A 12,438-nucleotide genomic window follows, 5' to 3' on the forward strand; every position below is an offset into this window, starting at 1 on the left:
CCTAGACATTGCCCGAAAATGTATCGCACTGGCTCGGATCGCCGGAGCGATAGCCGCGCTCGAACCAGGATTTCCGCTGCGCCGAGGTGCCGTGATTGAAGGTCTTGGGCACGGCAAATCCCTGCATGCGCTTCTGCAGCGTATCGTCGCCAATCTGATTGGCGGCGTTGAGGGCCTCTTCGATATCACCCTGATCCAACAGGTTCTGCTGGCCCGCATAATTGGCCCACACGCCGGCATAGCAATCGGCCTGCAATTCGACGCGCACCGAATAAGCATTGGCCTGTTCCTGGCTCATGCTCTGCCGGCGCTGGTTGAATTCGGGCAGCACGCCGGTCAGGTTCTGCACATGGTGACCCACTTCATGGGCCAGCACATAGGCCTGGGCAAAATCGCCCGGCGCACCGAACTGCCGGTGGAGCTGATCGTAGAAGCTGAGGTCGATATAGACCTTGCTGTCACCCGGGCAATAGAACGGGCCAACCGAAGAGTCAGCCGCGCCGCAGGCCGTGTTGACCGCATTGGTGAAGAGCACCACGTTCGGCTCGGGATAATCCTCGCCAACCGCTGCAAACTTTTCGTTCCACAGGTCCTCGGTTTCCTTGACGACGACGCCGACAAAATCGGCCAGCTCGTCCTCGCCCTGGGCCGGCAACTGCGTGGAGGTGGCGCTCGAGCTCGGTCCGCTCGACGTGCCGCCGGTCAGGATATCGAGCGGGTTCTGCCCGGTGGCGAACCAGATGATGCCCAGCACCACCACGATGCCGATCAGCCCGCCAATGCCGCCGCGCGAGCCGCCACCGCCGGTGGGAATCCGAATCCCGCCGCGATTACCCAGTCCGCCAAGGCCCCCCAGCCCGCCGCCGCCGCGCTGCCCGCGACGATCTTCGATGTTGGAGCTGCGCTCCCGACCCTGCCACTTCATGATCTCGACGCCTTTCCGATAGTCCCCTAAACGCTATCAGTAAGTCCGCCGGGGGGAAACAAGTTCCACCCTAGGCCCCAACCACGCTGGCAACCGTCGCCCGTGCGCCCTCTTCAAAGAGGGTTTCGAGATGGCCGACAACAGCGGTCCTGAATGCCGCGTTCTCCGCGAGGTCGGCCCCGAAAATCTCGCTCATGGCAACAAGGCCATCGAACAGCGCTTCTGGATCGTCTCCAGCATCGGCGGCGATGGCGTGCATCTTGAGGGCATGGGGATCGCGCACATCGATCTCGCTGCCATCCTCTGCAATGCCGGTGACATAGCGCATCCAGGCGGCAACCCCCAGCGCCAGCCGATCGATGCCCTGCCCATTCGCCAGGCGGTCGCGGATCGTGCCCAGCAGGCGCTGCGGCAGCTTCTGGCTGCCATCCATGGCGATCTGCCATGTGCGGTGCTTCAGCGCCGGATTGCGGAACCGCTCCAAAAGCTGGTCGCGATAGGCACCCAGGTCGACGCCTGGCATATCCAGCGTCGGCATTGCTTCATCGGTCATCAATCCGTGGATCAGCGCGACATAGGCGGGGTCACCCATGACCTCGGCAATGTACTCGTAGCCGCCGAGATAACCGGAATAGGCCATGGTCGAATGCGAGCCGTTGAGCATGCGCAGTTTCATGTGCTCGAAGGGTTCGACATCGGCGACAAGCTGAGCGCCGGCCTTTTCGAATGCCGGCCGGCCGCCGGGGAAATGATCTTCGATCACCCACTGGGTAAAGGGTTCGGTCATGATCGGCCAGGCGTCCTCCGCCCCGATCAGCCCGGAGACTTCGGCCCGGTCGGCATCGGTGGTCGAGGGCACGATGCGATCGACCATGGTCGAGGGAAAGGCGACCCCGGCCACCCAATCGCCCAGTTCCGCGTCCCGCAAGGCGGCAAAGCGCGTAACGATCCGCTTCGCGGTTTCGCCATTGCTCGGCAGGTTGTCACAGCTCATCACCGTGAACGGCGCCACTCCCGCGGCCTTGCGGCGCGCCAGGGCTTCGACCAGCATGCCCGGAGCCGATTTCGGCGCGGCCGGATTGGCCAGGTCATGCACGATGTCGGCATGCTTGGTGTCCAGTTCTCCCGTTGCGGGATCGTGGCAATAGCCCTTTTCGGTGACCGTCAGCGAAACGATGCGGATAGCCGGGTCAGCCATCAGCGCCAGCAATTCCTCGCGTTGCGTATTGGCATCCATGACCGACAGGATCGACCCGATGACCCGCGGATGCGTGCCCGCCGCATCGCGCACGGCGATCGTGTACAGCCCATCCTGCGGCTCCAGGGCCTCTTTCGTGTCCGGGCGGCGCAGGCTGGCCCCGACAATGCCCCAGCTCGGATCGGCTTTCAGCAGGTCATCGACATAGACAGCCATATGCGCCCGATGAAACGCCCCAATGCCCAGATGCACGATACCCGGGGTCACGCCGGACCGGTCATATGCGGGTACATGCGTCCCCTCGGCCAGCTTTGGCAGGGTTTGCGAACTGAGGCGAAGCTTGGTCACATTGGTCTCCCACTCGAAAGGCAGCATCTTGTATGGAAGATGATGCCAAGGTAGGAGCCTGTTTATGCGCAAGCCCTTGCCGGAGCAAGCCCGCACCGGCATAACCCCGCTTACGCTTTCGGAGGAGAATGGCAGTGGCCCGGCGCATCGTCTCAATCGGAGAATGCATGATCGAGATGAGCGGCGGTGAAGACCGCACCTATCGCCTCGGCTATGCCGGCGACACGCTCAACTCAGCCTGGTATCTGCGGGCCCTGCTTGGGCAAGACTGGTCGGTCGACTATGTGACCGGCCTGGGCGAGGACCGGTATTCCAACGATATCCGCAGTTTCCTCGATGGCAATGGCATTGGAACAAGCCACATCCAGACCATTCCCGGCCGCCGCCCGGGCCTCTACATCATCCATCAGGAAAAGGGTGACCGCCATTTCACCTATTGGCGCGACACCTCCGCTGCCAAGCTGTTGGCCGATGACAAGCAGGCGCTGGCCAAGGCGGTCGAAAAGGCAGAACTCGTCTATTTCTCCGGAATCACGCTGGCCATTCTGGCCCCGCGCGCCCGTGGCCGGCTCCTCGGCGCCATCGTCAAGGCGCGCGACAATGGCGCACGGATCGCGTTCGACACCAACATCCGCCCGGCCCTCTGGTCGAGCCCGCGCGTCATGTGCTCGGTGCTGACCGCTGCCGCCAGCCTTTGCGATATCGTCCTGCCCACCCACACCGACGAGGCACCTTTGTTTGGCGACAAGTCGGCCGATGAAACCGCCGACCGCTATCTCGAACTCGGCGTCGAGGAAGTGGTCGTCAAGGACGGAGCCGGCGAAGCGGTCATCGCGACGGCGGGCGAGCGGGTTCGCATTGCGCCCAGGCCCGGCGCCAAGGTCGTGGATGCCACCGGCGCCGGCGACAGTTTCAACGGCGCCTACCTTTCGGCCCGCCTCAACGGCAAGGGCCTGGCAGCGGCGGCGGAAGCGGCCCACCGGACCGCCGGCATTGTCATCGGCCACAAGGGCGCACTGGTCGATCCCAAGCTGATTCAGCAACCGGCCTGACCCATCCCCGAGCGCGGCCCCCCGGCCATTGCACGTCACCCGGTTATCCGCCCGGGCGATGCTTGCATTGTCATAATTTGACCACTCGGTAAAATCTTCATACCGTCTCCACCCAATCGTCATGCCCGCGTCACCCCAATGCGGCATGAGCGAGCCCGCTCCGGTGCGGCCGGAGCACACGAACCGGCATTGATCCGGCAACCATGGGAGCGCGGCCCCCATGGCCGAGGCGTTTCACATGGAGAACATCGATGAATTTTCTTCCCAGCCTTTCCCGGCGCCACTTCCTCGCAGGCTCAGCCAGCGTCGGCGCCATGGTTGCCATGCACCCCTTCGCGGTGCTGGCCCAGTCCAACCAGGCCCATCTGCGCATCATCGAGACGACCGATATTCACGTCGCCATCCTGCCCTATGACTATTACGCCGACGCCCCCAACGACACGATGGGGCTGGCCCGCACCGCTGCCATCATCGAGGAGATTCGCGCCGAAGCCGGCAATGCCGTCCTGTTCGACAATGGCGATCTCATCCAGGGCAATCCCATGGGCGATTATATGGCCTATGAGAAGGGCCTCAACCAGGGTGACATCCACCCGGCCATCGCCGCGCTCAACAGCCTCGGATACGATGCCGGCACCCTGGGCAATCACGAATTCAACTATGGCCTGGAATTCCTCGACCGCGCCCTTGAAGGCGCCGAATTTCCGCTCGTCTCAGCCAATCTGGTGCGCGGCGCCGACCTTGGGGCCGATGCCCTCTCCGACGACACCTATATCGAGCCCTATCGCATCATCGAAAAAGAACTGACCGATGGCGCGGGCGGCACCCATACGATCAAGATCGGTGTCATCGGCTTCCTGCCGCCCCAGATCATGACCTGGGACGCGACACACCTGACCGGCAATGTCGCGGTGCGCGATATCGTCGAAACCGCCGAAGCTTACGTGCCGAAAATGCGTGAAGAAGGCGCCGACATCATCGTCGCTCTCTCCCATTCAGGCATCAATGCCGAAGAGTATGTTTCCGGCATGGAAAACGCCTCTTTCCACCTCGCCGGCGTCGAGGGGATCGACGTGGTCCTGACCGGCCACAGCCATCTGGTTTTCCCCAGCGAGACCTATGACGGCATTGAGGGCATAGACGCGGCGGCCGGCACGCTGCAGGGCAAGCCCGCGGTCATGGCCGGCTTCTGGGGGAGCCATATGGGCCTCGTCGATCTGCTGCTCGAGGTCGACGCTGAAGGCAAGTGGTCCATCGTCTCCCATACGTCCGAAGCCCGCCCGATCGTCGAGCGCGTGGACAACAAGAACGTGCCCACGGTCGAGTCCGTCGCAACGGTCGAAGAAGTGGTTGCCGCAGCGCATCAGGAAACGCTCGACTACATCCGCCGCCCGGTCGGCGAGACCGCCGCGCCGCTCCACTCCTACTTTGCGCTGGTGGCCGACGATCCGTCCGTGCAGATCGTCTCCCAGGCGCAGTCCTGGTATATCGAGCAGATGATGGCAGGCACCGAATGGGAAGGCCTGCCCATTCTCTCGGCGGCGGCGCCCTTCAAGGCCGGTGGCCGTGGTGGCCCGGACTACTACACCGACGTCCCCGTCGGTCCGGTCGCGATCAAGAACGTGGCCGATCTCTATCTCTATCCCAACACCATCCAGGCCCTGTTGATCACCGGTGCCGAGGTCAAGGACTGGCTGGAACGTTCCGCCGGTATCTTCAACCAGGTCGAGGCCGGCGCCGCAGACGCCGACCTCATCAATCCGGACTTTCCGTCCTACAATTTCGACGTCATCGATGGGGTCACCTACAAGATCGACCTCACCCAGCCCTCGAAATATTCCAGCGACGGCAAGGAAACGCTCAACCCCGACGCCAATCGGATCGTCGATCTCATGTATGACGGCGCCCCGATTGATCCGGCGCAGCAATTCGTCATCGCCTCCAACAATTATCGCGCTGGCGGCGGCGGCACGTTCCCGGGCACCGGGGCGGACAAGATCATCTTCATCGGCCCCGATACCAACCGCGATATCATCGTCCGCTTCATCATCGAAAACGGCACCATCGACCCCAAGGCCGACAGCAACTGGTCGCTCGCGCCCATCGAAGGCACGACGGTCCTGTTCGCGACAGGTCCGAAGGCGGCCGAGCATGTCGGCGACGTCACGGCTGTCAGCATCGAGGCGACCGGGGAAACCGACGCCGATGGCTTCGGCATCTACCGGATCACCCTGTAGCCGACCGCCTTTGCAATCTGTCTGGGGAGCCGTTATGGCTCCCCGGTACTGACCGGGAGGCGAGATGCCAAAACCTGTTTTCGTTCTGGCCCTCGCCCTCTCGCTCGTCGCCCTGCCGGTCCATGCTGAAGTGCCGCTTACCGGTTCTTTCAACGTGACCGAGACCTGTCCCGCCTACCAGTCGATCAGCCGTGAGACCAATCCCGGCAATATCGAGATACGGCCGGGCGAGACCTATGACCTTCTCGCCGCCAACAAGACGCCCGCTACTCATGTTCGCATCGAAATCGCAGGCGCTTCGCCTGCGCAGCGCTGGGTCGAGGTCGATTGCGGGACGACCGGCCAACCCCTGTCGCAGCCGGAGGACGCCGCGCCGGTCTCACAGACCTATCGCGGCACGCAGTATATTCTGGCCGCGAACTGGCAACCTGCCTTCTGCGAACTCAACACGCGGGTTCGGGAATGCCGCGACCAGCACCCGAACAGTTTCGAGGCAACCAACTTCACCCTGCATGGGCTTTGGCCGCAGCCGCGCGACAATGAATATTGCGATGTTTCCGAGCGGGACCGCTGGGCCAGCATAGACGGCCGCTGGCGCGACCTGCCCGCGCTCGATCTGACCATCGCGCAGCGCCGCGAACTGGACGAAGTCATGCCCGGCAGCCTCTCGGGGCTCGACCGCCACGAATGGGTCAAGCACGGCTCCTGCTATGACGGCGACCAGCGCGCCTATATCGGCGCCTCACTCGATCTCATGCTGGCGCTCAACGCTTCTGAAGTCTCGGAGCTTTTCGCGGGCAATACTGGCAGGCGCATAACCCTGGTCGATATCCGCTCGGCCTTTGACCGCGCCTTCGGCCCGGGGGCCGGCGAGCGCGTGGCCATCGACTGCGAACCCGATGGCAACCGCACGCTCATCACCGAATTGCGCATCGCGTTGACGGGCAAAATCGCCGGGCCGGACGATTTCGCGGACCTGATCCTTGCCGCTGACCCGCTGGATAGCGCCTGCCGGTCCGGCCAGGTGGATGCTGTCGGCCTGCGATAACAAAACGGGCGCCCCGAGGGACGCCCGCTGAATAATCTGGATTGGAGGTCTATTGCCCGTCGGGCGTCACGTCCACGCTGACGGCTGGAACGTCGATATCGACTGTGCCGCCGCCGCCCTGGCCATTGAAAAAGACGAAATAGCCGACGACCAGCAACAGCACGACAATAGCCACGCCACCGATCACGGCCATGCCGCTGCCACCCCGTTCGACGATCACCGTTTCACGTTCATTACTCATGCGAGCCTCCTTGTATCTGCGGTGAAAACGGCACCGCCGCAACAAAGGTTCCGATTGAGAACTTAGCGCTCGTCCGCGAGCGCCGCGTCCAGCCGCTCCCGCAAGGCGAGCAATTCCACCCGCAAACGATCGGCATCCGCCTGCGTCCCGCCGACCCCCTTGGCAACGGCCAGCGGCACGGTCAGCGCCCTGTCCTTCAGCGCCCTGCCCTCCTGCGTCAGCGTAATCCGCACCTGCCGCTCATCGTCCTCGTCGCGGCGCCTTTTGACCAGCCCGCGCGCTTCCAGGCGCTTGATCAATGGCGTGATCGTGCCCGAATCGAGGAACAATTTGTCGCCCAATGCTTTGACCGTAATGTCATCCTGTTCCCACAGCACGAGGAACACCAGGTATTGCGGATAGGTGAGATCCAGCGCGTCCAGTCTCGGCTTGTAGAAGCGGGTAAAGGCGTGCCCCGCCGCGTAAACGGTGAAACAGAGCATCTGGTCGATTGTGGCCATCGGCTGTTCGGACATGATGGGTTCCCGGAACTTTCGATCAAACTATCACACAAAATTTCATTGCACACAATTGAATTGCACGATAATGAATGATCCATCAACCAAGGAGAGAGCCATGAGCATCAAATCCGCCGTTTACACAGCCCACGCCCACACCACCGGCGGCCGCACCGGCACCAGCAAGACTGATGACGGGCGCCTCGAGGTAACCCTGGACACCCCCAAGGCCATGGGTGGCAATGACGGTCCGGGCACCAATCCCGAACAGCTTTTCGCCGCCGGTTATTCCGCCTGCTTCCTCGGCGCCCTCAAGGCCGTCGCCAGGGGCGAAAAGGTCAAGATTCCTGACGACACCACCATCGACGCCTCCGTCTCCTTCGGCGAAAACGCCAAGGGCAGCGGCTTCAATATTGCCGCAGAACTCAAGGTCACCATTCCCGGAATGGACAAGGCCCAGGCCGAAGACCTGGTCCACAAGGCCCACCAGGTCTGCCCCTATTCCAATGCGACGCGCGGCAATGTCGACGTCACCCTGACCGTGGTCTGATCCCGGCCGGGACGATTCATTAACGATCGTCCTTCACAGGACTGAAAGGGCGGCACGCCTAGTTTGTACCCAGAAATGGAGCTCAAATGCCTGCCGCCCTGCATCTCTCCGGCCTCGCCAAATCGTTCGACCGGCCCGTCGTGAAGGGCGTCAACCTCAAGATCGAGCCCGGCGAGTTTTACGCCCTGCTCGGACCCAATGGCGCGGGTAAGACCACGATCCTGCGCATGGTCGCGGGCCTGCTGAGGCCGGACGCCGGCACAATTTCGATCTTCGGCATCGACGCCCTGGCTGATCCCGTTGCCGCCAAGCAGAAAGTGGCCTGGGTTTCCGATGAGCCCATGGTCTATGAGCGCCTCACTCCCCTCGAATATCTCGATTTCGTTTCCGGGCTCTGGCAGGTGGATGCTGATCGCGCCCGACAGTCCGCTCACGAGCTGATCGATTGGCTCGGCCTCGGCCCACACGCCAATCAACTGTGCGGTGGCTTTTCCAAGGGCATGCTGCAAAAGGTGGCGCTTGCCGGCGCCCTCGTCCACGATCCCCAGCTCATCATCCTCGATGAACCGCTGACCGGCCTCGACGCCGGATCGGCCCGCCAGGTCAAGGATGTCCTGAGGCAAAAGACCGCCATGGGCGTCACCGTCATCATGACCACCCACATTCTCGAAGTCGCAGAACGCATGGCCGAGCGCATCGGCGTCATTGCCGAGGGGCGCCTCATTGCCGAAGGCACGCTGGCCGAACTCCGCAATCGCATCGGTCGGGAAACCACGCTGGAAGAGATTTTCCTCGACCTCGTGGCCCAGGCGCCCGCCACCGAAGGCGTTGTCGCGTGAACCTGGCGCCGGCATCGCTCGCCTGGTTTGCCCGGCACGAATTCCGCCTCGCCTGGCGCGACGCCCTGGCCATGATGACCGGCGGCCGGCGCACCCGCCTCATCGGTTGGGTGCTTGGCGGCGGCGCGGTCTATGCGGTGATGACGCTCATTGCCTGGTTCACCGTGCGCCCGTGGGTGGAAGCAGGCGTGTTTGCCGACAAATCGACCCTGGTGCTGGTCACCGGAATGGGCCTGCTGTTCTGGACCGTGACCCTGTCGCAGGCCCTGGAGTCGGTGACGCGGGTCTATTACACCCGTTCAGACCTCGATCTCATCCTGTCCTCGCCCGCATCCAGCCAACGCCTCTTTGCGGTTCGCGGCGCCGCCATCGCTGTCACCACGGCCGCGCTCGGTGCGCTATTGATCAGTCCCCTGATCCTCTCGCTCGTTTTCCAGGATGGGTGGCAGTGGCTGTCGAGCTATCTGGTGCTCCTGGCGCTCGCCTTGCTGTCCGTCTCCATCGCCATGGCCCTGACCCGGTTGCTGTTTCAACTCGCAGGCCCGCGGCGCACGCGGCTGCTGGCGCAGATCGTCGCCGGCATTGTCGGCGCCGGCTTCGTCATCGGCATCCAGGCGGCCGCCATCCTGTCCCATGAAGGCTTTTCGCGCCTCGCCTTCCTGCAGTCCGAAGACCTCATCGCCAACGCGCCCGACCTCACGAGCCTTGTTTGGCTGCCCGCACGCGCTGCCATGGGCGACACCGTCGCGGCCCTCGTCCTGCTGGCTCTGGCGCTGGCCATCCTCGGCACCACCATTCTGACCATAGCACCCAGTTATGCCCGGCTAGCCACCTCAGCCGCCGGCCTCAGCCACATCCGCAGCCAGCGCCGCGCCGCCCGCAATGCCTTCGCGCCATCCACCCAGCGCCAAGCCCTGCGGCGCAAGGAATGGAAACTGCTGCAACGCGATCCATGGCTATTGTCGCAGACGCTGATGCAACTGCTCTACCTCGTGCCCCCGGCCCTGCTGCTTTGGGTCAATTACGGTTCGGACGGGGCGAGCTTCATCGTCATCGTCCCGGTGCTTGTCATGGCAGCAGGCCAGCTTGCCGGCGGCCTCGCCTGGCTTGCCATTTCCGGCGAAGATGCGCACGACCTGGTTGCCACCGCGCCCCTCGCCCCCACGACGATCCTGCGGGCCAAGGTGGAATCGGTCTTGGCGGTCATCGCCGTCATCCTCGCGCCGCTGCTCGCGATCGTGGCCCTGATCGCCTGGCCCATGGCTTTAATCATCGCGGTTTGCGCATCCCTGGCGTCCGGCGCCGCCACGGCCATCCAGCTCTGGTTTCGCGTCACCGCCAAGCGCTCCATGTTCCGGCGGCGGCAGGTCGCGTCACGGGCCGCAACGCTCTGCGAAGCGTTCTCGTCAATTCTCTGGGCCGGCACCGGAGCCCTCTGGGCCGCTGGCTCTCCCCTGGCGCTCGGCCCGGCAATCGCCGCGCTTTTCGTCCTCGGCCTGGCCCGCCTGATTGCACCCAGGAGTCCCTGACGAGCCGGGCGCGCTCCGGTCCAAGGCGATAGCTAAGGCTGCAGGCCCACGGGCACCGGCGGCGGCGCGTGCAGGACGGTGATCCGCACGCGTTCATTGGCAGCCATATAAGGATCGTTGGGGAAGAACGGTTCGTCGGTGGCGCGGCCGGTCACCGACTTGACGCGGTCGTCGCCCAGCCCGAACTCGCCGAGCGTGGCGCGGACGACATTGGCCCGATCTGCGGACAATTCCCACGGACCATAGCGCGGATTGTCGTAGCGCCCGCCGGCCGCGGTATGCCCCGAAATGGTGATCTGCGCATTGAGCTGCTGCAGGATCGGCGCCAGCGCCGCAATGGCCGCGCGGGTCGGCTCCAGCGGGTATTTCGATCCTTCGGGAAACATCGGCCGGCCCTGCTGATCGACGATCTGGATATCAAGGCCGTCCTTGGTTTCCTCGATCAGCAGATTGTCCATGAACGGGGTCACTTCCGGCAGCGATTGCCAGGCCTGCTTGATGCTGGCCGCCGCGCTATGGAAGGCCTGCCGGTCGATGGACTGCAGGTTGAACTCGCTGTCGCTGCTCGCCTCGATCTCGCTGCCCTGCTGGCGCGACGGACCACCAATATGGTTGTCGGTCGTCCCTTCGTCCGAACTTTGCGGCGAGGCCGGAGCCTCCTTGATGACGTCGGCGGATGAGCCGGACATCTGGTTGCCCGAATTGTCCATGGCATTGCCGCCCATGACGCCACCGGCGCCACTTGTGGAGAGGCTGACGGCAGCGGGGGCAAAATAGTCGGCCAGGCCTTCCTTCTGCTCGGGCGTCGCCATGCTGATGAGCCAGAGCAGGAGAAAAAACGCCATCATGGCCGTCACGAAGTCGGCATAAGCGATCTTCCAGGCGCCGCCATGGTGTGCATGGCTGGCCTTCTTGACCTTCTTGATGATGATGGGTTGATCGTAGCCAGCCATGGACAGCGGCCTTTCCTAAAGCGTTCAGGCCGTTGCGGGCAGTGTGGCGGTCGCGGCTTCGACTTCGGCAAAGGTGGGGCGCACTTCGCTCATCAGCGCCTTGCGCGCAAACTCGATCGCCATCACCGGCGGCTGTCCGCCGATATGGGCAAGCAGGCCGACCTTCAGCGACAGGAAATACTTCGATTCGGCCTCGAACGTGGTCTTCAGCGACTGGGCGAAGGGACCAAAGAAGCCATAGGCGACGAACACGCCAAAGAACGTGCCGACAAGCGCACCGCCGATCAGGTGACCCAGCACTTCGGGCGGCTCGGAGATCGCGCCCATGGTCTTGATCACGCCCAGCACGGCGGCCACGATGCCCAGCGCCGGGGTGCCATCGGCAATGGCCTGCATGGCCGACACCAACCGCTCCTGCTCCTGGTGATGGGTTTCCAGCTCTTCGTCCATCAGGGCGTCCATTTCATGGACATTGTTGGAACCCATGGTCACCATGCGCATGTAATCGCAGACGAATTCCACCGCGTGATGGTTCTTGGCAAAGGTCGGGAAAGCGTTGAACAGCGTCGAATTGTGCGGGTCTTCGATATGCGGCTCGATCCCCAGAATGCCCTTCTGCTGGATCAGCTTGTACATGGAGAACTGCAGGCCCAGCAGTTCGACATAGGCGGCCTTGTTGTATTTCGGCCCCTTGAGAAGCGTCCCGAACATTTTCGGAACCGCCTTTAGCACCGGCGCACCATTGGCGATGATGAAGGCGCCGACTGCAGCACCCAGGATGATGACGAATTCGAAGGGCTGCCAGAGCACCTCCACATGCCCGCCCATCGCCGCGTAGCCGCCGAAGACGCAGCCGAAGACAACTATGATACCGATGATCAGACGCATGGACGCACACTCAAACTCGAACGCAGTATGGATGCGGCCCCCGGAAAACGCACAATGCCGCCACCGCATAGTGCGGATTTAGGCTTAACAGTGCGTGTATTCACCGCATCACTCTTGCAATTGGCGCAATTTG

12 protein-coding genes are annotated in these 12,438 nt (G+C 63.3%); 6 read left to right on the top strand and 6 right to left on the bottom strand.

Features of this window, described 5'->3' with window-relative positions; genetic code table 11:
• Position 1: 1 nt before the first annotated feature.
• Together KIT02_RS06960 and KIT02_RS06965 are read right to left on the bottom strand one after the other, a co-directional pair.
• Positions 2–925 carry a neutral zinc metallopeptidase gene (locus tag KIT02_RS06960; protein WP_297584053.1) on the bottom strand — a complete coding sequence of 308 codons (924 nt, stop codon included), beginning with the start codon at positions 923–925 and terminating at the stop codon, positions 2–4.
• A gap of 70 nt (positions 926–995) precedes the next feature.
• On the bottom strand, positions 996–2,471 hold the full coding sequence (locus KIT02_RS06965) for a mannitol dehydrogenase family protein (RefSeq protein WP_297584055.1): 1,476 nt from the start codon (positions 2,469–2,471) through the stop codon (positions 996–998).
• 128 nt (positions 2,472–2,599) lie between these two features.
• Here KIT02_RS06965 and KIT02_RS06970 point away from each other — a divergent pair, with 128 nt between their 5' ends.
• From KIT02_RS06970 to KIT02_RS06980, 3 genes are all read left to right on the top strand, one after another.
• Positions 2,600–3,523 carry a sugar kinase gene (locus KIT02_RS06970; protein ID WP_297584058.1) on the top strand — a complete coding sequence of 308 codons (924 nt, stop codon included), beginning with the start codon at positions 2,600–2,602 and terminating at the stop codon, positions 3,521–3,523.
• A 251-nt stretch (positions 3,524–3,774) separates the two neighbouring features.
• The gene (locus KIT02_RS06975) at positions 3,775–5,760 is read left to right on the top strand and encodes a bifunctional 2',3'-cyclic-nucleotide 2'-phosphodiesterase/3'-nucleotidase (RefSeq protein ID WP_297584061.1); all 1,986 of its coding nucleotides are present in this window, start codon (positions 3,775–3,777) and stop codon (positions 5,758–5,760) included.
• Positions 5,761–5,824: 64 nt separating this feature from the next.
• Positions 5,825–6,808, top strand: a complete 984-nt coding sequence (locus KIT02_RS06980; RefSeq protein ID WP_297584064.1) for a ribonuclease — start codon at positions 5,825–5,827, stop codon at positions 6,806–6,808.
• A 49-nt stretch (positions 6,809–6,857) separates the two neighbouring features.
• On the opposite strand, the gene KIT02_RS06985 is transcribed toward KIT02_RS06980, so the two are convergent.
• Together KIT02_RS06985 and KIT02_RS06990 are read right to left on the bottom strand one after the other, a co-directional pair.
• The gene (locus KIT02_RS06985) at positions 6,858–7,049 is read right to left on the bottom strand and encodes a hypothetical protein (protein ID WP_297584067.1); all 192 of its coding nucleotides are present in this window, start codon (positions 7,047–7,049) and stop codon (positions 6,858–6,860) included.
• Positions 7,050–7,111: 62 nt separating this feature from the next.
• A complete protein-coding gene (locus KIT02_RS06990; protein WP_297584070.1) occupies positions 7,112–7,564 on the bottom strand; it encodes a MarR family transcriptional regulator in 453 nt (150 codons plus the stop codon).
• Between the two features lie 100 nt (positions 7,565–7,664).
• Between KIT02_RS06990 and KIT02_RS06995 the strand changes: the two genes are divergently transcribed.
• The 3 genes from KIT02_RS06995 to KIT02_RS07005 all read left to right on the top strand — a co-directional run bounded on the left by KIT02_RS06995 (position 7,665) and on the right by KIT02_RS07005 (position 10,464).
• A complete protein-coding gene (locus KIT02_RS06995; protein WP_297584073.1) occupies positions 7,665–8,096 on the top strand; it encodes an organic hydroperoxide resistance protein in 432 nt (143 codons plus the stop codon).
• 86 nt (positions 8,097–8,182) lie between these two features.
• A complete protein-coding gene (locus KIT02_RS07000) occupies positions 8,183–8,935 on the top strand; it encodes an ABC transporter ATP-binding protein (protein WP_297584075.1) in 753 nt (250 codons plus the stop codon).
• Positions 8,932–10,464: a permease gene (locus KIT02_RS07005; protein ID WP_297584078.1), complete on the top strand. Its 1,533-nt coding sequence runs from the start codon at positions 8,932–8,934 to the stop codon at positions 10,462–10,464. The genes KIT02_RS07000 and KIT02_RS07005 overlap by 4 nt, the downstream gene beginning before the upstream one ends.
• A 32-nt stretch (positions 10,465–10,496) precedes the next feature.
• On the opposite strand, the gene KIT02_RS07010 is transcribed toward KIT02_RS07005, so the two are convergent.
• Both KIT02_RS07010 and motA read right to left on the bottom strand, forming a co-directional pair.
• The gene (locus KIT02_RS07010; RefSeq protein ID WP_297584081.1) at positions 10,497–11,417 is read right to left on the bottom strand and encodes a flagellar motor protein MotB; all 921 of its coding nucleotides are present in this window, start codon (positions 11,415–11,417) and stop codon (positions 10,497–10,499) included.
• Between the two features lie 24 nt (positions 11,418–11,441).
• Entirely contained in the window at positions 11,442–12,305 is an 864-nt protein-coding gene (gene motA, locus KIT02_RS07015; RefSeq protein WP_297584084.1) for a flagellar motor stator protein MotA, read from the bottom strand.
• Positions 12,306–12,438: the final 133 nt, after the last annotated feature.

Origin of the sequence: Devosia sp. (genome assembly GCF_025809055.1) — a bacterium.
In the GTDB taxonomy this organism is placed as follows: domain Bacteria; phylum Pseudomonadota; class Alphaproteobacteria; order Rhizobiales; family Devosiaceae; genus Devosia.